This is a genomic window from Clostridioides sp. ZZV14-6009, assembly GCF_020658095.1.
Classification (GTDB): Bacteria; Bacillota; Clostridia; order Peptostreptococcales; family Peptostreptococcaceae; genus Clostridioides.
In genome coordinates, this window is record NZ_JAGWDG010000001.1 from 561,183 (window position 1) to 586,259 (window position 25,077).

Consider the following 25,077-nt stretch of genomic DNA (forward strand, 5'->3'; position numbering starts at 1 on the left):
TTGTTAGAGTAAGTAGACGCAATAGCGTTTATATAAATGAAAATACATATACAGGGGGGGCTTTTAAAAATGATAGAAAAATTATTGAGAAATACAGTAAAAGAATTACATCAATATGTTCCAGGTGAACCAATAGAAAAAGTAAAAGAAAAATATGGTGTAAAAGAAATAATAAAACTAGCTTCAAATGAAAATCCTCTAGGACCATCACCAAAAGCAATGGAAGCTATGATTGAAATATTAAAACAAGGTCAACTTTATCCAGAGCCAGAAGCTAATGAACTTAGAAGAAAATTGGCTGAAAAATTGGATTTAAAACCAGAAAATTTCATTGTTGCTAATGGTGCAGATAACGTTATCACACTAATAGGTGAAGCCTTTATAAATAGAGAAGATGAAGTTATATACTGTGACCCAACATTCCCATCTTATAGAACAGCAACTGTTAAAAATGAAGGAATACCAGTAGAAGTACCTTTAACAGAGGATTATAAGTATGATTTACAAGGTATATTAGATAAGATTACAGATAAAACAAAATTAATATGTATATGTAATCCTAATAATCCAACAGGAACAATTGTAGATGATAAAGAATTGGAAGAATTTTTAAAGAAAGTCCCTGAAAATATTATAACTATATTAGATGAAGCATATATAGAATTTTTAACAGTGCCTAATTATGTGGATGGCCTTAAATATGTAAGAGAAAATTATAATGTTATAGTGACAAGAACTTTCTCTAAAATATATGGTCTTGCAGGACTTAGAGTAGGGTATGGTATTGCTAAAGATGAGATAATAAGAACTTTATTTACAGTAAAAGAACCTTTCTCTGCTAATCGTGTTGCGATAAGTGGAGCAACAGCCGCACTTGATGATGATGAATTTATAAAGGAAACATATGAGTTAAATAGAGCTGGAATGGCTTATTTCAAAGAAGAGTTCACAAAAATGGGATTTGATGTTGTAGATTCACAATCAAACTTCCTTTATGTAGATATGAAAACAGATATACCTAAGTTATTTGAAGACTTAAAACAAAGAGGTTTTGTAATAAGACCAAATGCTACACATGTGCGTGTAAGTATTGGAACTATGGAAGAAAACAAGAAATTTGTAGCAGTTTTAAAAGAAATATTAAATCTTAAAGAAGAACCAAGTATTAGCTAATAGATAGAAATATTACGAAATGGGGTGTAACTATGAGTTTAAAAATAAATGCAGAGAGATGTAAAAGCTGTGAATACTGCGTTATATCTTGTAAAAAAGGAGCATTAAAAATATCCGATAATATAAACACAGAAGGATATACTCATGTAGAAGTTGATGAAAGCAAATGCATACTTTGTGGAATTTGTTATCAAGTATGTCCAGATAATGTATTTGAAATAATTAAAGAAGAAGCAAGTCAAGAGGCTTAAAAGGAGTTGGGAGAATATGAAAAAAATGTGGAAGGGAAACCACGCCATTGCAGAAGCAGCTCTAAGAGGTGGTTGTGAATTTTATGCAGGATATCCAATCACACCACAAACAGAGGTAATGGAATTTTTATCACATAGAATGTCTGAACTTGGAAGAACTTTTATACAATCTGAAAATGAAATGGCTGCTATATACATGGTATATGGAGCATATGCAAGTGGAATGAGGTCTATGACAAGTTCTTCAGGGCCAGGAATATCTTTAAAACAAGAAGGAATCTCATATTTATGTGCAAACCATTATCCTTGTGTAATTGTAAATGTACAAAGATGGGGACCTGGTCTTGGTTCACTAGATTCAGCACAAACAGACTACCTAAGAGACACTAGAGGGGGAGGAAATGGAGATTATCATCTAATAGTTTATGCACCAAATAGTATTCAAGAAACTGTAGATTTAATGTATAACTCATTTGATGTAGCGGAGAAATATAGAGTGCCTGTTGAAATTTTGACAGAAGCAGCTTTAGGTCAAATGATGGAACCAGTAGAGTTTCCTGAATTTAAGAAAAGAGAAGAAGACTTAGGTTGGACTTATGATGGTAGTAATAGAGACCATGCAAAAGTTCCAGATAACCAAAAACCAGCTTTTTGTATGGAGAAGCGTATGAGAATAACTGAAAATGAACAACAATGGGAAGATTATCAAGTTGAAGATGCAGAATATGTGTTTGTAGCGTTCGGTATACCATCAAGAACAACTATGAATGCTGTTAGAAGACTTAGAGAACAAGGAGAAAAAGTTGGAATAATAAGACCAATAACAGTGTGGCCTTTCCCATATAAAGCATTTGAAAAGGTAAATAAAGATGTAAAAGGATTTATCTCAGTAGAGTCAACTGATACAGGTCAGTTAGTAGAGGATGTTGCATTAGCTTCAAAGAAAATATGCAAAGAAAATGTACCTGTTTATGGATTATTTAGTGGAAATCATATACCAAAAACATTACAAGTAATGGACACTTACAGCAAAATAAAATCTGGCGAAATTAAGGAGGTGTTCTAATATGGCTACAGATAGATTAACACCTAGCATTGTTTCAATACCAAACAAATTTTGCCCAGGTTGTGGTCATGGAATAGTAAACCGTATAATAGCAGAAGTGATAGAAGAAAATGGATATGAAAAAAATCATGTATTAACTTTAGGCGTTGGCTGTGTTTGTAATATGAATTTTAGCTGGAATGGTGATAAGATGCAAACTGCACATGGTAGAGCTTCATCTACAGCCATAGGAGTTAAAGTAGCACGACCAGATATGTTAGTTATGACTTATCAAGGTGATGGAGATGCATATGTTATAGGTCTTTCTGAAACATTAAATACTGCATATAGAAATCATAATATAACTGTATTTGTAATAAATAACAATAACTTTGCAATGACTGGTGGTCAAATGTCATGGACTACTATGCCAGGTCAAGTTACAACAACAAGTGTAAATGGAAGAGATATAAAAACTACTGGTAGTCCATTAAAAGTTCCTGAAATGGTGGCAAATTACTTTGATGTAGCCTATGTAGCAAGAGGTTCAGTTCATAGCCCAAAAGAAATAATTAATCTAAAAAAATATATAAAGAATGCTATAGAAGCTCAATTAAATGGAGAGGGATATTCATTGGTTGAAATATTAGCACCTTGCCCAACTAACTGGGGTGTATCATTAGAAAAATCTATCCAGTGGATGGAAGAAGAAATAGTGCCATATTATACTCTTGGCGAATTTAAGCAAAGGGATGGTGAATAGTTATGGAAAAAGAGTTAGTATTTGCAGGATTTGGTGGTCAAGGAGTTTTAACTTTAGGTTTAATTGTAGCTGAATCAGCACTTGAATTAGGAAAACAAGTTACTTGGATGCCAGCATATGGTCCAACTATGAGAGGTGGAAAAGCATATAGTGTGGTTAAGTTTTCTGATGAGAGTATAGGTGGACCTGATATGGAAGAAATAGATGTTTTAGTAGCGATGAATAAGCCATCCTTAGATTATATAAATTTAGTAAAAGAAGGAGGAACAGTAGTTATTAATACGTCTGCGATAGATGAAAATATAGCATTAAGAGAAGATGTAAATGTAGTTAAAATAAATTGTCAGGAATTAGCTCAAAAGGCAAACAATCCAAAAGCTGCAAATGTAGTAGTTCTTGGAGCATTGATTGCAAAAACAGGATTATTTGAGAAAGAATTAGCCATAAAAACTATGTGTGATTTCTTTGAGGAAAAAGGAAAAGGCAAATTTAATGTTCAAAATGAAGCAGCATTCATGGAAGGCTATAATAACGCCATTTAATAAATTACCCTTATCTTAAGTGGTTCATCTCAAGATTTAACAAATCTTAAGTGCCAAGAGAAGCTTTATCTTGAGATAGAATTCACTTAAAATCACAACTATAAAATATATAGGAGAGTGAATTTATGAGTTTGGAAAAACTTATTAGACCAAAGAGTATTGCTATAGTAGGAGTTACTGATAAACTTGGCTTTGGTAGAAGTGCAGCACTTAGCATAGTAAAAAGTAAAAATACAGACAGAGTATATTATGTAAATCCCAAAAGAGAAGAATTATTTGGGAGAAAGTGCTATAAGACAATACAAGAAGTTCCAGAAGTTGTAGACTGTGTGGTAGTATGTACACCTAGAAATGTAGTTCAATCTGTGTTAAAAGATTCTGGAGAATTAGGAACAAGGGCAGCAGTGGTATATGCTAGTGGATTTGCAGAAGAAGGAACAGAAGATGGAGTAGATTTAGAAAATCAACTTATAGAAATATCTAATACATATGATATGAAAATATTAGGTCCAAACTGTATGGGATTACTAAACTGCATAGATAAAGTTAATCTATGGGCTGGTGGTTCTAAGTGGGATTTGGATACTAAAAAACCAGGGATAGGAATTGTAGGGCAGAGTGGATTTATAACTGCAGAAATTGTTTCAAGTGATTATTTTAATATATCTTATGGTTTTTCAACAGGAAATGGAAATATAGTTACACTAGAAGATGCAGTAGACTTTCTTGTAGATGATAATTATGCATCAGTAATAGCTATTTATCTTGAGGGGCTAAAAAATCCTCAAAAATTTATAAATGCACTAAAAAAAGCAGCTCAAAAAAGAAAACCAGTAATAATCTTGAAGTCAGGAAGGTCAGAAAAAGGAGCTATATCAGCTGCTTCTCATACAGGAAACCTAGCTGGTTCAAGTAAAGCTTTTGAGAGTATTTTTGAAAAGTATGGAGTAATTTCTGTAGACAATTTAGAACAATTTATGAGTTTAGCTCAGGCTTTTAGTGTTTTAGATGGTAATTTGCCTAAAAATTCTAATTTTGCAGCAATAAACTTCTCAGGGGGAGAAAATACTATTTGTGCAGATTTAGCAGAAGAAAATTGTGTAGAACTTGCAGAAATATCCACTGAAACTAAAGAAGAGATGAAAAAATATCTTCCAGGATTTGCAACACCTAAAAATCCATTGGATGCTACAACTGCATTATTTCATGAAAAAGATATGATAGTAGGTTTATTACATACATTTGATAAAGATGATAGTGTTGGATTTACTATGATAGGTGCAAATATAAGAGATGAAGAAAATGAAATGCATGAGACTCTTTGTCAAGCTGTAAGTGAAGCTAGAGAACAAGGATTGAAGAAGCCTGTATTTGCAGTTCCTACACTTGAAGGAAATAGATATCTAAATTATAGGGCTAGATTAGAAAATAGTCAAGTACCTATAATGTCATCAGTTGGAACTACATTTACTTGTTTCAATAAAATGGCTAAATTTGTAGATTATGATTATTCAAAGAGAACTTTAGAATTTGAAGCTGTTAAGAAAAGAGACTCAAACAATGTAGTAGCCTTATCAGAATTAGATAGTAAAATTGAAATGAAGAAATATGGAGTACCAGTGCCAGGTCAAGGTATTGCAAAAAGTATTGATGAATTAGATAAAATTTTGAAGTACATCAACTATCCTGTTGTATTAAAAATAAACTCTTCAGAGATATTACATAAATCTGATGTTGGAGGAGTCAAAGTAGGAATCAATAATAGAGAAGAGGCAGTAAGTGCATATAATGAGATTTTAATTAATGTAAAAGAAGCAAAACCAAATGCCAAGATTGATGGTATACTGGTTCAAGAAATGGTTGAAAGTGGAGTAGAAATAATTATTGGTATAACTAATGATGACCAATTTGGACCAATGCTATTAGTTGGTTTAGGTGGAGTATTTGTAGAAGTATTTAAAGATACTACTTTATATCCATTACCTATAAATCATGATGAAGCTATAATGATGCTTAAAAAATTAAAATCATTTAAGCTTTTAAATGGATACAGAGGCAGCGAACCTTGCGATGTTGATGCTCTTGCAGATATGATGGTTAAATTAGGGAAATATGTTTATGAAAACAAGGATGAGGTTAAGGAAATAGATTTAAATCCTGTATTTGTATATCCTAGGGGAAAAGGTGTATGTGCAGTAGACGCTTTAATAGTTAAATATAAATAGTTAACAAGTTTTGGTATTCAACCATAATCAAAGTACCGACTGAAAATTACACTAATTTATAGATTGTGATTTTCAGTCACCCCACATTTAATTATAGAATACTTTAAGTTAAAAATAGAGTTTTAAATATGATTGTAAAATAGCAATGTATAAAAAGTAAAATACTACATATAAGACAAATCATAAAGGGTGTTTTAATGAATAGAATCAATCTTGATTTTCATTAAAACACCCTATCTATTATACTAAAAATTTTAACGTTAATATTTTTATATTGTTACAGGTGGATTTGTTGGTGCTGAATATATGCGAGTAGCCAATTCTTGGTCTACAAAGAATAACCCACCTTCTCCAGCAAGTTTAACACGTTTTATATTGTCTTCGCAAGTTGTCTCTTCTTCTGCTTGTTCAGATATAAACCAAAGTAAGAATTGAGAAGTTCTAAAGTCTGTTTCAGAGTTTGCTACAGCAGCTAGATTGTTTATTAAAGCAGTAACCTTTTGTTCATGAGCTAATGTACGTTCAAGAATATCCATTGCAGAAGTGAAGTCTGCATCTGGCATTGGTATAGCATCAAGTTGAACCTTTCCTCCTACATTATGTAAGTATTTGTAAAAATACATAGCATGGTCTGTTTCTTCTTTATATTGAATATAAAACCAATTAGAAAATCCTTTAAGTCCTTCTGCTTCAAGGTAAGAAGACATAGAAAGGTAAAGATATGCAGAATATAATTCATGGTTAATCTGTTCATTAAGTAATTTTTCCATTTTAGCTGAAATCATTTTTATACCTCCAAATTTTAAACGCTCTTATAAGATATAATAATATTAAATGGAAAAATATTCAACAAAACTAATTAAATATTTTAATATTTTACATGTTTAATCAAAATTTATACTACCATTAAAAAAATTATAGCTTACTATGGCTACAGAGCCAATTAGTGGTGCATTTGCTCCAAAATTTGAATGTCTTACATTTATTTTTTTATATTTAGAAAAACTTGCTGAAGCAGTCAATTTTTTTAATAATGTATTTTCTATAAATGTACCAGGGATATTAAAGTCATAACCTATTATTATAGAACTACAATCAATTAAGGTAAGTGTATTTACTAATGCATATGATATATATGTACAAAATTCATCAAGCAAAAACATCCCTAGATTATCTTTGTTATTGGCTTCATCTATTAACTTGACTAGAGAAAAATCTTTACAATTAATTAGTGGAGAATCTGGATAAATATGACTTAATGATTCAATTCTTTTAATTAACTTACTCACACTTGTATAATAGTCTAGACATCCATTATTTCCACAACTACATACTGGACCACTAAAATTAATAGATGTATGTCCTATTTCACCACTTTGACCTAAATTACCAGTGTGAAGTTTATTTTCTAATACTAAACCAGCTCCAATTCCATTCATTATATGTAAATATATATAATTTGGAATATCTTTGCCTAGACCATACATTTTTTCAGCCAAAGCACCTGCATTAGCATCATTTATCAAAAATATAGGTAAATCAGATATTTCTCCTATAAAATTTACTATGTTTAGGTTTGATACATTTCCAAAGTCTGGAGGATTTAATATTATACCATTTATATTATCTACAGGACCTATTGAAGAAATGCCAATTCCAATTATATCTCTTTTGTTATTTTTCATTATTTTAGTAAACATTCTTTTTATTATATCTTTTAAAACATCATTTGACAGATATTTAGGGTAAGTCTCAAAAAGTTGTTTGACAATATTACCTTTTAAATCCGCAATGATTACCTTACAAATATTTCTTCTTATCAAAATGCCACAAACACAAGGAGATATATTAGAAATATCTAATAAAATAGGTTTACGACCTGATGAATGTGCATTTAAAGTTGATGATTCTATCTCTCTAATCATGTTTTCATTAATAAGCTCAGTGACTAGATTTGATAAAGTCATTTTAGTAAGACCTGTAGATTTAGCTAAATCAACTCTAGACATAGGAGTATTTGTAGAAAGTAGTTTCAGTATTATTAACTTATTTTTAATTTTTACATCTTTTATGTTAGAACCTTGTTTGTTGCTCATTGGAAATCTCCTTAAAAAAGTTAAGTATTTTTATGTATTTTCATATATATACTATGACCTTATAATAGAATAACATTTGATTAAGTTCGAAAATACCATTAACTAGAATATATCACATTATATATTAGAATAGCACTAAAAATATGTTATAATAGGGTGAAAAAATATTGAAGTAAATTAAGGTATATAATAATGAATTAGAATTTGAGGTGAAATACTATAGATAATTATACAAAAGAAGAATTGGTGGAAACACTGAGAGTAGTATCTTCAGTTATCAGTAGATGTGAAAAAGCACAACTAAAGTTTATGGAAGGGTCTTCTCAACACTCACTCCTTAAGAATAGGATAAAAGCGATGTATATTTCGAAATCATTAATAACAGAGGAAAGTATAATCGATAAATATACAAAAGAAGAATTAATAGAAGCACTACGACCTGTATCTTCAAGTATAAACAAATGTGAAAAAGCACAGTCAAAATTTGCAGAGGGTACTACTAATTACAAACGATTTAGAAATATAATAAAAGCAATGTATATTTCTAAATCATTAATAACAGACGAAATTAATAGAAGAAATTAAATTCCAGATTTTTAAGTTATTAGAAGCTTATTTTTTAGGTTATTTTGAAAAAATAATTATTTATATTTCTAAAATGAGAAAATCACTTTATATAATCAATTGGAATAATAGAAAGCCACTTAAATGCTAGATTTTGTGGCTCTTTTTGATTTATTATACTTAGAATTTCCTAATAAATTTGTCAAATTACTTATTTAAATTAAGTTTTAATTTTTATAATATATTTATTCAATAATAAAAGTATTATATAATTTATGATAAATTTTTATATGCAATAAATTTCATTATTGTATAATTTTAAAATAAATATAAGGTGTATTTATCAATTTTTATTACAAATTGTTACCGAATATGTATGTATTAGAACTGAAATATGGGAAATTGTAACTAAAATGTAAATTTTTTCTCTAATCTATCTAATATTATGGAAACTTTTTGTAATTTATGATATAATAAGAAACATATAATTATTAAATTATAATAAATGACTATAGCGTAGATGTATTACTATGTTATAGTCATTTTTGGATTAAGCTTGATATATCAAGGGGGAAGAATATGAGAACAATTAAAAGAGTTTTAGCATTAGGTTTAACATTAGCTATATTTCTAATGAATGCACCTAATGTAAGTGCATTAACATCAGATACCATTAAAGGTAAGAACATATATGAGACGGCTGGATTAATAGCAGATAAAACGAGCTATGATACAGCCATTGTGGTAAATATGGATAGTTCTATAGCAGATGGTCTTTCAGCAAGTGGTCTTGCTGGTGCTGTAGATGCTCCAATTTTGCTTGCTCAAAAAAGTAACATACCAAATGAAACAAAACAAAGATTAAAAAATGTAAAAAAGATATACATAATAGGTAAAGAGTTGTCAATAAGTAAGTCAGTAGAAACTGAGCTGAAAAATACAGGAGCACAAGTAACTAGACTAGGTGGAGATGATAGAATAAAGACTAGTTATAGTGTTGCCAAAGAAGTAAGTACCATTAAAAAAGTTGATGAAGTTATATTAACTAATGCATATAAAGGAGAGGCTGATACTATAAGTGCTGCACCTGTCTCAGTAAGAGATGTAGCTCCTATAGTACTTACAGATGGAAAAAGTGTTCCTTTTTCAACAAGTAATGTAAAATCATATGCTGTAGGTGGAAGTATTTCTATGAGTACTAGTTTAGTTAACAAGACTAACTCTAAGAGACTTGGTGGTTCAGATAGATATGATACAAATAAAAAAGTTATAAAAGAATTTTATCCAGATTCATCAGAATTTTATTTAAGTGATGGATATGATTTAGTGAATGCTCTTACAGGTTCTACAATTGCTAAAGATAATCCAATTGTATTAGTATCAGAAGATAGTGATAAATCCATACTAGCAGGAGCAGATAAGATTACTAGATTAGGTTCAATAAGCGATAGTGTGTATAATAAATGTGTTTCTGCTGCACAGAATAATGGTGATTCATCTACAAAAGGGGATTCACCTATAAAAGATGAGACAAGTATATTAGGTGAACCAACAGCTAGTTTAGAAGCTTGTCTAAAATGGGCTAAATCTAAAAAAGCAAATGATTTATTTATAGAATTGATACCAATACTATATGATACAGCTGTTCAAGAAGGTGTAAATCCTGTTTTAGCAGTAGCTCAATCAGCAAAAGAAACTGGTTTCTGTAATTTTGGTGGAGTATTAGATGCATCATTTAAGAATCCTTGTGGACTTAAGACTTCTGTTGGTGGTTCTGATACTGACAAAAATGCACACTCAAGATTTGATACTTGGGAAGAGGGAATACTAGCTCAAATTCAACATTTATGTCTATATGCAGGACAAGAGGGCTATCCACTTTCAAATCCAGTAGACCCTAGACATGAAAAATCTTTATTTGGGAAAGCTAAAACAGTTGAAAGTCTTTCTAATAATTGGGCTGGTGGTCAATATGGACAAGACTTAGTTAGAATGATGGGAGAAATTGAGGCGACAAAGTAATTAAATTATTAATTTAACAGCTATATTTATTGGGTTTCATTTAAATAGCTAATTTAAAATTACAAATAAGGAAAATTTATCATGAAAAAAAGTAATGTTTTTAGTATTATATTTCCTACAATCATAATGTTATTAATGTTTTTAACTTTTGCTACAGATATATTTAATATACCAGATATTCCTGCCAAAGGGATTTTTGTAATAGGTATGGTTTTGATTTTTCCAATTGCTTTTTTAATTCAAGGGATAGTTTGTGTATTGAGTAAAACTAACTTGATTTTATCACTTGTAGTATCTTTAATAACTTATATAATATTAATGTATATATTTTTAAATGATTCAGCATATATCTATGTTTTACTTTATGCAGCCTTTTATATGATTGGATATATAACCACTAAGATTTGTCAAAAAATGAAAATTTTTAAAAGATAAATTAAATAAAATATATTAAACAAAATGTATTAATAAGGAAGTGTCTGAATTGATTTTATAAAATCAATTCAGACACTTCCTTTTTTGTATAAACATTAGCCATATTTTGGATTTATTTATTAAAACTTCTTAAACACCTACAACCCCTTGTATAAAGTGGAATGTAGGTGTTTAAATAATACCTTCTAACTTATGATTTGGTGTATAAAGGCTTAAAGCGTCTTCTTCTAAAGTAGTAAATTAAGTAGTAAAACTATTCGTTTCTCTACATATCACAAAATAAAAACCTCAACAAAATGTTAAAGTTTTTTACTTTACAATTCAACGAACTGTTTTGAAAGTTGTTTAAATGACGAATTCTCATGTATTTGCATTGATGGAATAAATAGATATTCCCATTGTTTATATCCGTTTGCCTTCCCCCAGTTTGAAACTACTTCACAGTACTTTATTGCACGCTTCTTTTTTGCAACGACATCTGGCTCATTCAATTTGTCTTCACCTTTGACTTCAACAAGGTAAACTTTAGTATCAGTCTCAACAACAAAATCTGGTTCATACTGTTTTCCATTATTGTAGGTTATGTTAAACTCTTTCTTTGCAGGTCTTAACCAATTCTTGACAAAATCATCACGTTCTAGAATTCTTGATAAAATTAGCTCAGGTTTACTATCAAATTTTGCACAGTCAAACACACCTTTTATTATTCCAGTGAATAAGATAGAGCGTATATTATCTGTGTAATTTTCATACAAATTCTTTTGCTCACTATAAGTATGAGCTTGTTGAATATTGACATTGTTCACATCTACCACTTCTTCTACAAGAAATCCATTTTCACAGTAAAAGTGCTGCATCATCTGTAAGTACATTTTGTTTGAGATATCTTTTCTATTCATCATGACTATATTATGCATACCATTTTCGCTATATTTGCTCTCGTAGTAGTTAACCACTTGTGAAATCAATTTAATTATTAGTTCAGTATTCTTTTCATAGTCAATTTCAGGTTTCTTCCTTAATTCTTCTAATATCACTTTCTTAGGATTGTATCCTTCAAAATCTATCATGTTTCCTTTAATACGTTCTCTATCAGATAGATTTTCTAAACTTTGTATTAACATATCATTTTCAATTGGAATATGATTAAAATCGTTTAAATCAATATCAAAATCAACAAAACAATATTCTTCTACACCATTATCAGTTATCTTTATTCTTGGGATAGGAATAAATTTATTTACGATAGCTCGATAAGTTTCTTCAGTTTCTTTTACAATCCATGCGCTAAAAATATCTTTATTATCATAATAAGTAGTTCCCAAATCAACATCTTCTTTTAGCTGGGCCTCAATTGAAGATACGATAGTTTTCTTACCTAAGTCATCTAATGACTCCTCTACACGTTTTGTGGTATGTACATGGTTACTTACAGCATCTTTAATTGCATTATTTGCTTTATTAAGTAGCATTTCATTTTCAGTTGTTCTATCCACATTTGTATGCTGAAATGCTCTTTCAAGTTGTTCATCCTTATTTGTATCTAATGCTAACTGAGTATATATAATTTTTTCATCTTCAATCTCTTCAACTTTAATAACATTCCCAGCCTTGAAAATAGAATCACCTTTTTGGGCTTCTGACAAAATTTCATTAAATTTGTCATGGGCAGTTAACATTACAGCATCTATTTCCTTATCACCTGTTCGCTCACCATAAGGAAGACGTAATCCTCTACCTACCATTTGCTCCCTCAGAATTTTTGATGTTGCAGTTCTTAATGGAACAATTGTAAATAAATTATTTACATCCCATCCTTCTTTAAGCATGTTAACATGAATTACAATTTCTATTGGATTATTAATATCTTCAACATCTAGAAGAAGTCTCATGTTTTGTTCACTCTCTGAACCACGCATTTTTGAATGAACTGTAATTGTTTTATATTTATACTCGCCATTCCTAAATTCATCTGATTTGATAAAATTCTCTACTACTGTTGCATGCTCTGTGTCTTTACAAACAACCAACATAAAGGGCTTAACTAATCTTTTATTGTTATTGTTGGCATAGACTTCAAGTTTGTTCTTAACATTTTCATGACAAGTTATACCATCCAGTAACATTAATTTATCAATTTGTTCATCCCCAAAATTATAAAAGTTGATATCTGACCTAGTGACTGCAAATGGCGTTCTTGTATACCCATCTTCAATTGCTTTAGAAAGTGGGTACTCATACACAACATTTTTAAATGGAACTTGTTTCGTTCCTTTTTTTGCAAGGGGTGTAGCCGTTAACTCTAAACCTAATATTGGTTTTAGTTTATTTAATGCTAAAGCTCCTTTTTCCGCACGGTAGTGGTGAGATTCATCCATTATCATTACTAAATCATTCAAGTTAGAAAGTTCATCATAAAAAGATTGCCCTAAGTACTCATTAAAACTTTTCATCTTAACATTTTCCTTATTAAACTTGTCAATATTGTAAATGAATATATTAATATCTGATTCAAACAATGAGAGATTTCTATTTCTATAATCTTCATCAGAAATAATTTTTGGCGGATTTATAAAACATCCCATACCTTTAAAAACATACTTTGGATGTGATGGGTCGCCTAAGTCCTTTTTTAATTTTTCATAGATAGTTGAACTTGGGGCAACAACAAAGAAATTTTTAATATCATGTTGCGTGTATAGATAACTAATAAAAGCTCCCATAAGTCTTGTCTTTCCAACACCAGTTGCTAATGCAAATGTCAACGAAATAAACTCTTTTTCAAAGTCAGTACAAGTAGGATATTTACTTTTTATATCTGACAACGATGTAACTAAATCACTATTCCTGTTGATTAGCTTAATGTCACTTGCAATATCATCTAGAATTTCCAATGATTTAGTTTGAGGTGTTCGAAGTGACATAACCCCACTTATATACTCTGGCGTGTATTGAGGAAATTTATCACTACTATTCATCAGCTTCATCCTCCTCAAAATCATCATACATAGGTGGATTAATAATATTCAAGTTATAGTTATCCTTATCAAATTCACAATCTGCTAGTAACATATTTGGAATTTTTTTGACTGTTATTTGCTTATATTCTTTTTCAAGACCTGCATCAAATGAACGACACGCTATAATAAGATATTCATTATCAGCCATTGCATCTTTAATTGAGTCAATGTATTGAGATGTTAAATGCCTTGTAGTTACGAACAAATATGAATTTTCATTCCCTACAGATTGTTTCCAAAAAACATCCTCAGATGGTTGATAATTAAATCCCTCGTGTAGGGCAACAGCCGAAGCAAGCATATCTGCACTGTACTCTTTATTAATAACGGGTTCATCAAAGATATCAATATTAATAAGTGATGGAGCAAGTTCATAGAACTTGTATCCACCTCCACCTTGCCAATTAACTGATTTAGTAATACCACCACTATCCTCACCAGATATTACCTTGTCAAGTCGTACTTTACAGTGAGTATATGCCTGCTGTCCCATTTCAATACCTATCCATCTTCTATTCATTTTGTGTGCAGTAGCAGATGTAGTACCACTACCTAAGAAGGAGTCAAGCACAATATCATTTTCATCAGTAGTCATGCCGATGATTTGTTTAATGATTTGCTCAGGCTTCTTCCCATTAGGGAATGTTACACTACCTTCTCTTGTAACATTTTTCATCCAAGCATTCATATCCCAATATGTACCCTGTAAATCTTTTTTGTATAAAACCCCATCAATGACTTCACTGGTATCTTTTAACCATACAAACAAATTACAAGCGTCATCTTTATAAAATTGCTCATATATACTGCCTTTGTTTTTTCCTGACCTAGGCACGTACTCAATTGAAAGAATGCTATCACTTATATTTTCTGTTTTCCTGAATTCAAGAATCCTCGCTCTTATTGATGATTGAGCATTTGTAGTTCTAAAAACTTTAGTTCCGTATTTTTTGTAGGCTTCTTTTTCACTTATACCATCTTTTTTTGCAACTTGTTTAATTGACATCATTATTGGATTTTTCCTCAAATAAATTTTGATTTCATTTCCATCACCATCAATAGTTGTGCCATAAAATACTTTTTCTCCGGGATTTATAAGGACTGTCGTATATTTCCAGCTTTTACCCTCATCTATATATTTTTGGATTAAGTCGGACATTTCTGTATAAGAATAAACTCCAGTGAATACAGGAAGTTTGTCATAATTCTTTGCATAGCCTAATATGTATTCACAATTCTTCTTCAGTCTTTTATCCTCTCCTCCACCTGATGCACCTGCAACATTTTTCATATTTACAGAAATCATATTAATAAAGTTTTTTCTTCCAAAAACCTCATCACATAAAACTTTAAGGTATGCCTGCTCTTCGTCGTCTATCTGAATCCATATTGAAGCTTCGTCTGACATTAGTCTTTTTAAAATTTCAAGCCTAGCTTTCATTAAATTCAACCAAATACTATGCTCAACATTATCATCATAATGTTCAAATGCTGCTCCAGTATTGTAAGGAGGGTCAATGTAAATGCATTTCACTTTTCCAGCATACTTACTCTCCAGTGCTTTTAGTGCCAACAAATTGTCCCCATGTATTAACATATTCTCTGTATCAGCATCAAACTCTGTATTTGATAATTCTTTATTTTCAATTAATAATCTTGGTTCTATTTTAAGTTTTTTTTCTTTTCCATACCAAGTTAGTTCTAACTTATTACTCACACCATATCCCCCAATTTAGATATTATTATTACTTTGTAATTAATCATTGCTTTTCCAAAATTTCTACACTAAATCTATGTAAGCTATTGCCAAGTATCTACATCAGTTTCCTTACCGTTAATAAATGTATGTTTAATTTTGAAATACTACATCAAATTCAAAGCCTATCCACAAATAATTTTATTTACTTTAGAATTTGATTTAACAACATTATTATACTCTGTTTTGGAGTTATTTTCAATTTGCAATTTTGTAATCTATGTATTAACAATTTCATTTAAAAAATATTGTGGACAAATAAAATGAAAATAAAAACATCATTTTCACTAGTGATTTTCAAAGAACTTATTCATTTCGTTTTGGGCTGAAAGATGTGAGCCGTGAGTGTAATAACCTAAAGTCATGGTAATGTTCTTATGCCCCATGACATACTGCAAGTTATTAGGGGTCATGCCCTTATTAGCCATATTGGTGCAAAAGGTATGTCTGAAAATATGCGGTGTAATATTAGGTAACGCATCTTCGCCATAATACTTACAATATTTTTTAACAAGGTTTTTAAACGTAGATGTATATAAGGTACTGTACATTGGATTCCCTTGTTTGTTCAGGAAAATAAAATCACTATAATTATCAATTGTAATTGGTTGTGCGTGACTACGGTTTTCTATGGCTTGTCGAAATGCTTGACATACTGTTTCACTCATTGGTATTTGCCGAAAGCCACTTTCACTTTTTGGTGGCTCAATATAATAACCATCTTTATCTTTTAGAAGTTGATGGTCAACATTGATAAACTTACTTTCAAAATCAATATCAGATACAGTCAGCCCACATAGTTCAGAAATACGTAGTCCAGTATTTAGAAGTATGACGATGGAATTGTAATGATACTTATATACATAGTCAATTTCAGCAAAGGCAAGTAGCTTTTCCTGCTGTTCTTCTGTTAATGCTTGTTTTGGCTTGGTGTCGTCTGCAATGACATCTTTTAAATTGAAATTGAATGGATTCTTTCTCACGTAGTCATCACTGATAGCAATGTGAAAGGATGCTGTAAGGGAACGCTTGAAATTATTGATTGAACTGTATGCGAACCCTTTTTCTTTCATGCGGATAGCCCATTCCTTGGCATCTGATGGCTTAATACAGTCAATAGCCCGACTTCCTAGCTTATCTTCTCGTAGGGCATCCATCAGGGCTTTTCTGCTGTTTATAGTGCTTTTTCTAACGTTTGCACGACTTCTGTTTTGTTTGGCGTAAAGTTCGCATAGAGTAATTTTCTTACCCAGTGTATCAATGCCATCAGCTAAATCTCGTTCGATAGCCTTTATTTGTTCTCTAAGCGGGATGCAATCACGCTTCCCTTTTGGTGGAGTGTCATTTGCAGTAAGTCTCCATGAGTAAATGAATTTAGGCTTTCCGTTTGCATCTATATATTTATAGGCATATCTGCCATCAGGTCTTTGACTTTCTCCATTAAAAAGACGTCTGCCTTTTTTATCAGCTCTTTTTTGCATCTGTAATATGCTCCTTTCTCTATGTAAAGAACCTTGATGTGTAATGAAACACACCAAGGTTCAGTGAATGATTATATGGTATCTATTTCGTCTAAGACACGCTCAAACATCTCACGCTTGATTAATAGACGTTTGCCGTTATAAAATAACCAGTTTGCTCCTTTTTGCTCATTCACAATTTGGCGTAGCTTGTTTTCGCCGATATGGAAATACTGGCTTGCTTCTTCAATGGAAAGCATATACTTCTCGTGAATAGGTACAACGTTCTTCATCTTTTTCACGCTCCTTTATGTAATTGTTATTTGGTGCATCGATGACCATGACCCTATTATGCAACATTTCATACGACATCAATAACGACAAATAGTGACCAAATAACGTATTTATGCTATAATCAAAACGACATTTACTCATTGAAACGTCAAATATAACAAAGGAGTTTGAAAACATGGCAGAAACAAAGGATTTTATTAGTGACGAGTACCCTTTGACAATCGCGGATATTTTAGAGCGTGTAAAAGAAGAATATAGCATTGTAATGGATTTTGATGATACGAATATCATCCGACATATTCAGCGATATATGAGCGTGAATAAAAAGCCCTATGTTTTAGTCAAGGACAAAGGGAAAGCACGTTACTATACTTGGGCAGATGTTGAGGATTATTTCAATGATGCCAAGGTAGAACGCTATTATAGGAAAGTTGCAGGAAAAGACTTAACCTATACAACAAATAAAGAAATTCAATTTGAACAAGAACAAGAATTTGAAGCATTTAGAGAAGAACGTCGCAAACTCCTAAAAAAAGCAGGACTTACAGAAGCTGACGGAAATTTTCTTGATGCTGATAGATTTGGATTGAAACAATATGTAACAGCAGATGAATTAGTGATTCTTAAAAAAAAAGGGATGCATCTAAGGTCTGATTTATCTGATGAAGATAAAGAAACACTAAAGTTATATGAAACCTTTTTACGTCAAAGCGAAAGCGAAGAACGAGAAATCGAACGTCTTTTTCAACAAACCAAATTAGAGATTATGATTACAGCGTTATTCAATGAGCAGTTTTCTTTGAATGAAGAATTACTGATGAAAGATATTAAAAATTATGTCCGTGGTGGTGAATATACAGCGATAGATGCATATCAGGCAAAATCTCAGGAAATGGTTGTTCGGCGAAGTTATTTACGTCTGAAAAAGAAAAAAGGGTATGTTCAGAAAAAAAGGAAATAGCAAACAATGCTATAAGAGCATATATTCATACTGATACCCTTACTATCCCTCGGCAGGCTTTCATGCCTGCTTGCTTTTTTATTGCTGTATGCAGTACATTCACTGGAATGGTAGCTTTTCGCTAACGCTCAAAGCAGATAGTCAAAAGAGAATCACTGTACATAGAAAAAGTAGTAAACTGTTATTTCTTTTATTGGCTCACGTTTCAAGGTACAATTTCCCCTTGTATATCAGGGGAAAGAATACATCGTGGCTCATCTGGCTCATTTGCTATTTTTCAAAATGAGCCAAGAAATTTCTTGATACACAAGGGCATTAAGCGTATTGGCTCATTTGGCTCACCTATTTTCAACTTAACACTAAATAAAAGTGTTTTATGATTTGATATAACTCATAAAGAAAAGAAACTCGAAAAACCTGAGCCATGTGAGCCACTTACCCTGTACTCTTTGATAGTCAACAAAAAATATGACTCAACCTCGCTTTATGGTTTGAGCTAATATTTTTTGATTCTGCTTGTACCCCTTGATAGACAAGAAAAAAACTGGCTCTCATGAAATGAGCCAGATAACATCGGTTGTCTTGTATTGTACGTATGATTTACGTATTAAGCAAAAAAATGAAAAGGTACTTGTAAGATAGGAAAAGATATGGTAAAATTACTTCCATAAATTAAATATTCACATCCGAAAGCTCGTTGGAAGGTATCGTGCTATAGCGAATAAATCCTCCTGAATCCTCATATGCGAAGATAGAGCTGACGCTGGTTTAATAATCGTATGTAAAGCGGTGAATCTTAATGGACAAACAAAAGTCCATAGGTTTAGCGCTTTTTTTGCGTTTTCCTATGACTAGAAAGGAGGCAAAAATGAATAATTTGAAGCGAACAGCCCTTGGCTATGTTACCTATGAGGAATACAATCAACTCCTGTCTGCTTTATCACAAAAAGCCTTTCTAAACGTCAAAGAAACCAGTGTGTACTTTGGTGTTTCAGTTAGTAGAGTCTATGAAATGATAAAGCAAAATGGCGAGTTATTCACCGTTAAATTCTCTCATGGTGCAACAGCCGGCTATAAGATTGACAGTCAACGATTTCAAGATTACATTCGCAAAAACGGAATGTAGACAAAAAAATAGTCACCCAGTGCTACAAACACATATGGACGACATCTATTCTTTAGTTACATATATTTTACCATATCTCCTTATATTAATTCAAGGAAATCGCAAGATTGTTGTAACTAAATACATCAAAATCAAACAAAAAAAAGGAGATGCCTATCATGGAACAAACTTATAATTCACTTATTGAAACAACAACAGCAGATTATCTTGCTGATATTGATATGGACTCAGTACCATCACCAACAACTATTGAAGCAGAATTACTGAATATTGTTAATCGAGCTATTCGTGAGTACAATATGGGTCCAGAAGACCCCAACGTACCAGCGAATGCATCCTTAAATGATAAATACCCAAATCAGAAAGCCCCTGCCGAACGATATCGAATATTAAAGAAATTAGAAAACACACAGATTGCAATGATAATAACTAAGGTATATCGAGCCTGTCGTATATGTTGGTTAGGATTTCACGATGACGGAAATTATACTATTGGACTTTACCAAGAAGCAGGCGATAACCGTGGTATCTATGACACTAGAGAAGATGCACTAGAAGAAATAATTCGTAAATATAATTTTACGATAGATACGAAAGGTATTCAAGAAGTGACAAAGGCACTTGAGAATATTACACAAAAACGTACTCGTTGTAATAAAAAGCACCTTATACCAGTTAATAACGGCATCTTTGATTACAAAAATAAAATACTCATGGACTTTGACCCAGAATATGTATTCACAACAAAGTCTCATGTAGACTATATTCCGAATCCTACAAACCCTGTTATTATTATGCCAGATGGTGAGCCTTGGGATGTAGAATCATGGATGCAATCTCTTTCAGATGACCCTGAGGTGGTTGAACTTCTGTGGCAGGTGGTTGGCAGTATTATCCGCCCTACTATACGTTGGAATAAAGCAGTATTGCTGTACTCCGTAGTTGGGAATAATGGCAAAGGAACTTTGTGCGAGTTCATGCGTAACCTTTGCAGGTCAGGTGCGTTCACTTCTATTCCAATCAGAGATTTTGGTAAGGAGTTTATGCTAAAACCGCTCATGTATTCATCTGCCGTTATTGTTGATGAAAATGACACTGAGACTTTCCTTAGCTCAGCTGATGCATTCAAGGCAGCGATAATACATGATGTGATTCGTATCAACATTAAAATGAAAGAACCAAAGGATATTCGTTTTGAGGGTATGATGGTTCAATGTGTTAATGAAATCCCCAAATTTCAGGATAAATCAGAATCACTGTATCGTCGCTTATTGCCAATACCAATGAGTAAATCATTCAAAGGCATTGAGCGTAAATATATCAAAAAAGACTATCTTGGCAGAAATGACGTATTAGTATATGCATTACATAAAGTTCTGAATATGGACTATTATGAATTATCTGAGCCATCAGCTTGTACTGAATTATTAGATGAAGTAAAGCACTACAATGACCCTGTACGTCAATTCCTTGATGAAAGCCTTTCGGAATTTTCATGGGATTTAATTCCTTATGATTTTCTTTATATGTTCTATCTAGGGTGGTTTACATCAAGCGTACCATCAGGTAAAGCAATTGCAAAAACCGGATTTATCAAAGAAGTCAAACAATTACTTGAAGACGGGTATCCTGATTGGGATGTAACAATTAATCAAGTAAGCCCCAGAGGTAAAGTTGATTTCCCAGAGCCACTCATTTTGAAATTTAACGTAATTGCTCTCAGGGATTCTACATACAAAGGCTCAGACCCCAATAAAATTTGCACACCATCACAAGTTATGGATGGGAAAAAGTATCGTGGTATTCAGCGTACACCTACTGCAATCAAGTTACGTAAAGATGCAAATCTTATTAACAATTAAATAGATACAAAGCCCGTTGGAATTATCAATTCCTGAATGCCATATGCGGTAAAGAGCTTATCGTTGGCACGACCGTAAAAAAAGCGATTACCTTTAGCAATATAGGAACTAACTTAGTTCCATAAGCTAATAGTATATCGCTTTTTTTCTTTTATAAGTTATTTGATTTTCACCAAGTCGTTGGTGAAAAAATAGGCTATTGATGAAAAAGGGTTCAAAGGGATATTTCCCTTTGCAAGCGGGAGGAGAAGTGAAAATTGCGTGAATCGCAATTTATACGTACAACTCCCATGCTTGCGAAGTATCCCCTTTCGTCAAACAATGAAATTAAAATCAGGAGGAAGTAACAATGGAAGAAATTAATTATCAAAAACGAAGTACGAAAGCAACAAGACAGAAGTTAGATGCTATCCAAAAGAAACATCGTGTCGAAGTACGATTGAGTGACTTTGATATAGATGTATTAGATACGACTTGCGAAAAGTTACATATGACTCGCTCTCAGGTTTTACGAGGTGGGATTCATGATTTGAAAAATGTAACAATAACAGAAGTAAAAAACATTCATAATGCAAGTTTAGAAGAATTAGCATCTGAATGCAGAGTGTTAGGTGTTCATGTAAATCAGATTGCAAAGTCATTAATTACGAAACAGGTTAATTATAAATACATGGATAATGATGAATTTCTAAGCACATTTCAGGCTGTGAAGTGTGTGCCAGAAATCGTCAACAAGGTTTCGGAATTAATTCAAAAAGTTGAGGAATCTCGCAAAGATTTTGTTGTTGATGTGGATACCGAAGTTGATAAAGGAATTGATAACTATTTATACGGACTGCGAACAGTTGGCGATAGATATTTGGAGGAATACAATTATGGCGACGACTAATATTCAAGCACTTTCCAACATCAGAGGGTGAATGTCGTATACTGAATTAGGCAACGGTGATATGCGCAAGCATCACATAAAGCATGATACAAACCGTATCCTTGCAGAAATGGGCGATATGGGTTCAAGAGAAGCGATTACCAGTTATGCGGAAGCTGTGTTAAAACAACACACTAAACGCAAAATTGGTGGCTATGAAGTACGTGTATCGTTTGGTCTTGATGAGTTAAAGCCAGAGAATCCGCAAGATGTCCAGCAAGCGATGGGTGTTATTTATTTGATATGTAAACAGTTAGCACCACATTCTCCCTGTTGGGTAACCATGCATGGTGACGGTGAGGGTGGCTGTCTACATGGTCATGTAATGGTGGTCAATCAAGACGTAACGACAGATCATGCGGTATCGCATGGCCTGTCGCATCACCATGTAGCTTGTGTAGCCGATAAGATTTGCATTGAAAATGGTCTGTCAACGATAGGAAAGCCTGCTTTTGTGAAGAAGCCTATGCTATGGCAAGAAGTCAGAGATTCAGAGAGTTACTATGGCAGAACTTTAGGTGATACGATACTACGTATAAGAAATCAATCTCAATCCCTAGAAGAATTTGAGGAAAAACTGAATGCTGAGGGAATTACCCTGCAGGAAACGGTGAAAGCAGATAAACAATCAGGAGAAATCCATAAAGGCTGGACATATCATACGAAAAAGGGCTTTGCTGGTGAAAGACGTTCCAGACGTAGAGCAGGAAAAAAGCTGGCGGATGATTTGAAAAAAGGCAGTATTGAACAATATTTTACCGAAAAACAGGCAGAGCAAAAAGAAGTACATACAGAGATTGAACCTGTACTTAATAAAGAAATGGAGAAAAATACGATGAATCTAAATATGATAGATATAACTAAGAAAGCTAATCGAGATAACGATTCTTTCTTACAATCTTTTATTTTAAGTGACGATGATGTAATACCCATGCTTGATAGCTTAGAGGTGGCACATAGAAGCCATGGAAACCCGATAAATCGAAAACGTATTATGCAAATAAAGGATAACCCTAAAGACTACATAGCAATGCTTCAAAGTGACGTAGATGCCAGTAGAAAAGAATATATAGCATCAAAAGAATACAGAGATGTACTAAGAAAGCAAGAAACACCGTCATTTTATGCTTTACAACAAATATTCAAGCATTCGCAAAGTAAAGCAAAGAACCCTGTTGACCGCATGATAAATGATATGTTTGCTCAGATGTTTGCATTCCTTTTAATAGACGTAATGACTGAACACAAACAAGTTCAGTTAAACGATGCAGAAGAACAATTATACGAGAGTCGTAAAGCCATGTGGGATTCTGAAAAACGGCTGAAATCGGCTCAAAAAGCGATTCATAACAACACTATCATTTCACAAGGTAAAGGAAGAAATGTAAGTGCCGATATGGAATCTGTATATGAGGATTATAAGCAGACAATGGATAAAAACCTAGAAATTGATTGATTGAAAAAAATAACGACTCCCGCTTTGGAAGTCGTTATTTTTTATTCATGAAACAAGTCACTGATGTGTAATGGAATTAAATTTTTCACATTTATGAAGTTGCCTTGCCCTGTAGGCACTGCCGCCATTGCTGGTGTGCTTGCTGGCTTTCCACCTTGATTGTCTGCATTGTAGGCAAGAACCTTTGGCACAAGAAATATATTTCCTGTATGCTGTTCTATGGCAAGCATCCCTGCCATAATCTCATTTGGATTTAAGATTTTATCACTAGCAACTTTGATATGTTCTCTAGGCTTGTAGTAATTTTCTAATGACATGATATTTCCTTTCTATTCGTGAAATTCTGGTGGCGGAACGAGATACCAGCTTTTTCCGAAGTGCTTAATTCCCCAGACGTAAAGGCAAAGTTCATCATCATAAAAGACCAATTCATTTGTGAATTTCAATAAAAATTCTGGATTGGAAATTATATAAAATTGAAACACAGTCTCCCCAACGCATATATCACCGTTAATAATTTGTAACTGACGTAACGTCATTTCATTAGCAAGTACCATAGAACCAACAAGTTCTGCTAGGTCAGCAAAGCTATTAATATGTTCAAATTTCATTAGTTAATTCCTCTCTTTCTCTGAAGCTGTAAGTATCATCGCCAACGATTATGAAATCGATTAAATCAATTCCAATAATGGATGATGCATGTTCAATACGCTTGCATATGTCAATATCATCTGCTGAAGGTAGCGTATTCCCACTAGGGTGATTATGGGCGACAATGATACCGTTAGCTCCACACATCAAGGCTCTAGTAAGTAATTCCTTTGGCAAAAAATAGCAGTCAGCTGAGCCACCATGTGCTAATTCAAATAATGCTACTGGATGTAGCCTTTTATTTACACCAATTACAACAACGTGTTCTTCTACCTTGTGTTTTAATCGGAAACAAGTTTCTAACATTTCCGCAATTACAGCAGGACTATTCAAAGCAGTTGCTTTCTCATAATCGTAAGAATCCTCACACACCATTGTAGGCAGCCTTTCGTCATTTAGCTCTAAAACATATTTTCTAATATTCATATAGAAATCCTCCTTTTGCTC

The 25,077-nt window shown here is 32.4% G+C and carries 23 protein-coding genes; 14 read left to right on the forward strand and 9 right to left on the reverse strand.

Translation table 11 applies throughout. From position 1 onward, the window contains the following. The first annotated feature begins 69 nt into the window (after window positions 1–69). From hisC to KGF36_RS02425, 6 genes are all read left to right on the forward strand, one after another. Window positions 70–1,173 (forward strand): histidinol-phosphate transaminase, encoded by a 1,104-nt coding sequence (gene hisC / locus KGF36_RS02400; protein ID WP_227828826.1) that lies wholly within the window; start codon window positions 70–72, stop codon window positions 1,171–1,173. A gap of 32 nt (window positions 1,174–1,205) precedes the next feature. Then, a complete protein-coding gene (locus KGF36_RS02405; protein WP_227828825.1) occupies window positions 1,206–1,424 on the forward strand; it encodes an indolepyruvate ferredoxin oxidoreductase subunit alpha in 219 nt (72 codons plus the stop codon). 16 nt (window positions 1,425–1,440) lie between these two features. Beyond that, complete coding sequence (gene vorB, locus KGF36_RS02410) at window positions 1,441–2,490, forward strand: 3-methyl-2-oxobutanoate dehydrogenase subunit VorB (RefSeq protein ID WP_227434866.1); 1,050 nt, start codon at window positions 1,441–1,443, stop codon at window positions 2,488–2,490. A gap of 1 nt (window position 2,491) precedes the next feature. Then, window positions 2,492–3,232 (forward strand): thiamine pyrophosphate-dependent enzyme, encoded by a 741-nt coding sequence (locus KGF36_RS02415; protein WP_227828824.1) that lies wholly within the window; start codon window positions 2,492–2,494, stop codon window positions 3,230–3,232. A 2-nt stretch (window positions 3,233–3,234) separates the two neighbouring features. Further along, window positions 3,235–3,774 (forward strand): 2-oxoacid:acceptor oxidoreductase family protein, encoded by a 540-nt coding sequence (locus KGF36_RS02420; RefSeq protein WP_227828823.1) that lies wholly within the window; start codon window positions 3,235–3,237, stop codon window positions 3,772–3,774. Window positions 3,775–3,899: 125 nt separating this feature from the next. Beyond that, window positions 3,900–5,999 (forward strand): acetate--CoA ligase family protein, encoded by a 2,100-nt coding sequence (locus KGF36_RS02425; protein WP_227828822.1) that lies wholly within the window; start codon window positions 3,900–3,902, stop codon window positions 5,997–5,999. A 269-nt stretch (window positions 6,000–6,268) separates the two neighbouring features. Here KGF36_RS02425 and KGF36_RS02430 read toward each other — a convergent pair whose 3' ends face one another. Together KGF36_RS02430 and KGF36_RS02435 are read right to left on the reverse strand one after the other, a co-directional pair. Further along, window positions 6,269–6,784, reverse strand: coding sequence for a ferritin (locus KGF36_RS02430; protein ID WP_227854527.1), 516 nt, complete (start codon window positions 6,782–6,784; stop codon window positions 6,269–6,271). Between the two features lie 99 nt (window positions 6,785–6,883). After that, window positions 6,884–8,095 (reverse strand): ROK family transcriptional regulator, encoded by a 1,212-nt coding sequence (locus KGF36_RS02435; RefSeq protein ID WP_227828820.1) that lies wholly within the window; start codon window positions 8,093–8,095, stop codon window positions 6,884–6,886. Window positions 8,096–8,341: 246 nt separating this feature from the next. Here KGF36_RS02435 and KGF36_RS02440 point away from each other — a divergent pair, with 246 nt between their 5' ends. The 3 genes from KGF36_RS02440 to KGF36_RS02450 all read left to right on the forward strand — a co-directional run bounded on the left by KGF36_RS02440 (window position 8,342) and on the right by KGF36_RS02450 (window position 11,116). Continuing rightward, window positions 8,342–8,680 carry a hypothetical protein gene (locus KGF36_RS02440; protein ID WP_413926878.1) on the forward strand — a complete coding sequence of 113 codons (339 nt, stop codon included), beginning with the start codon at window positions 8,342–8,344 and terminating at the stop codon, window positions 8,678–8,680. Window positions 8,681–9,238: 558 nt separating this feature from the next. Next, complete coding sequence (locus tag KGF36_RS02445; protein ID WP_227828819.1) at window positions 9,239–10,681, forward strand: cell wall-binding repeat-containing protein; 1,443 nt, start codon at window positions 9,239–9,241, stop codon at window positions 10,679–10,681. 81 nt (window positions 10,682–10,762) lie between these two features. Next, window positions 10,763–11,116, forward strand: coding sequence for a hypothetical protein (locus tag KGF36_RS02450; protein WP_227854528.1), 354 nt, complete (start codon window positions 10,763–10,765; stop codon window positions 11,114–11,116). Between the two features lie 314 nt (window positions 11,117–11,430). Here the strand turns inward: KGF36_RS02450 and KGF36_RS02455 are convergent, their stop codons facing one another. The 4 genes from KGF36_RS02455 to KGF36_RS02470 form a co-directional block, all read right to left on the reverse strand. Next, window positions 11,431–14,094 carry a DEAD/DEAH box helicase family protein gene (locus KGF36_RS02455; RefSeq protein ID WP_227854529.1) on the reverse strand — a complete coding sequence of 888 codons (2,664 nt, stop codon included), beginning with the start codon at window positions 14,092–14,094 and terminating at the stop codon, window positions 11,431–11,433. Next, on the reverse strand, window positions 14,087–15,853 hold the full coding sequence (locus KGF36_RS02460; protein WP_227854530.1) for a site-specific DNA-methyltransferase: 1,767 nt from the start codon (window positions 15,851–15,853) through the stop codon (window positions 14,087–14,089). Before KGF36_RS02460 ends, KGF36_RS02455 begins: the two co-directional genes overlap by 8 nt. A gap of 326 nt (window positions 15,854–16,179) precedes the next feature. Next, window positions 16,180–17,373 carry a tyrosine-type recombinase/integrase gene (locus KGF36_RS02465; RefSeq protein ID WP_227854531.1) on the reverse strand — a complete coding sequence of 398 codons (1,194 nt, stop codon included), beginning with the start codon at window positions 17,371–17,373 and terminating at the stop codon, window positions 16,180–16,182. 71 nt (window positions 17,374–17,444) lie between these two features. After that, window positions 17,445–17,645 carry an excisionase gene (locus KGF36_RS02470; RefSeq protein WP_227854532.1) on the reverse strand — a complete coding sequence of 67 codons (201 nt, stop codon included), beginning with the start codon at window positions 17,643–17,645 and terminating at the stop codon, window positions 17,445–17,447. Window positions 17,646–17,821: 176 nt separating this feature from the next. Here KGF36_RS02470 and KGF36_RS02475 point away from each other — a divergent pair, with 176 nt between their 5' ends. The 5 genes from KGF36_RS02475 to KGF36_RS02495 all read left to right on the forward strand — a co-directional run bounded on the left by KGF36_RS02475 (window position 17,822) and on the right by KGF36_RS02495 (window position 23,979). Further along, window positions 17,822–18,607 carry a hypothetical protein gene (locus KGF36_RS02475; RefSeq protein WP_227854533.1) on the forward strand — a complete coding sequence of 262 codons (786 nt, stop codon included), beginning with the start codon at window positions 17,822–17,824 and terminating at the stop codon, window positions 18,605–18,607. Window positions 18,608–19,475: 868 nt separating this feature from the next. After that, complete coding sequence (locus KGF36_RS02480) at window positions 19,476–19,733, forward strand: helix-turn-helix domain-containing protein (RefSeq protein ID WP_227854534.1); 258 nt, start codon at window positions 19,476–19,478, stop codon at window positions 19,731–19,733. A gap of 158 nt (window positions 19,734–19,891) precedes the next feature. Then, a complete protein-coding gene (locus KGF36_RS02485; RefSeq protein WP_227854535.1) occupies window positions 19,892–21,595 on the forward strand; it encodes a phage/plasmid primase, P4 family in 1,704 nt (567 codons plus the stop codon). Window positions 21,596–21,944: 349 nt separating this feature from the next. Further along, a complete protein-coding gene (locus KGF36_RS02490; RefSeq protein ID WP_227854536.1) occupies window positions 21,945–22,484 on the forward strand; it encodes a hypothetical protein in 540 nt (179 codons plus the stop codon). 31 nt (window positions 22,485–22,515) lie between these two features. Continuing rightward, on the forward strand, window positions 22,516–23,979 hold the full coding sequence (locus KGF36_RS02495) for a relaxase/mobilization nuclease domain-containing protein (RefSeq protein WP_227854537.1): 1,464 nt from the start codon (window positions 22,516–22,518) through the stop codon (window positions 23,977–23,979). Window positions 23,980–24,020: 41 nt separating this feature from the next. On the opposite strand, the gene KGF36_RS02500 is transcribed toward KGF36_RS02495, so the two are convergent. The 3 genes from KGF36_RS02500 to KGF36_RS02510 form a co-directional block, all read right to left on the reverse strand. After that, the gene (locus tag KGF36_RS02500) at window positions 24,021–24,218 is read right to left on the reverse strand and encodes a hypothetical protein (protein WP_227854538.1); all 198 of its coding nucleotides are present in this window, start codon (window positions 24,216–24,218) and stop codon (window positions 24,021–24,023) included. 90 nt (window positions 24,219–24,308) lie between these two features. Beyond that, window positions 24,309–24,590, reverse strand: a complete 282-nt coding sequence (locus KGF36_RS02505) for a hypothetical protein (RefSeq protein WP_227854539.1) — start codon at window positions 24,588–24,590, stop codon at window positions 24,309–24,311. After that, window positions 24,580–25,056, reverse strand: a complete 477-nt coding sequence (locus tag KGF36_RS02510) for a JAB domain-containing protein (RefSeq protein ID WP_227854540.1) — start codon at window positions 25,054–25,056, stop codon at window positions 24,580–24,582. The genes KGF36_RS02505 and KGF36_RS02510 overlap by 11 nt, the downstream gene beginning before the upstream one ends. Between the last annotated feature and the right edge of the window lie 21 nt (window positions 25,057–25,077).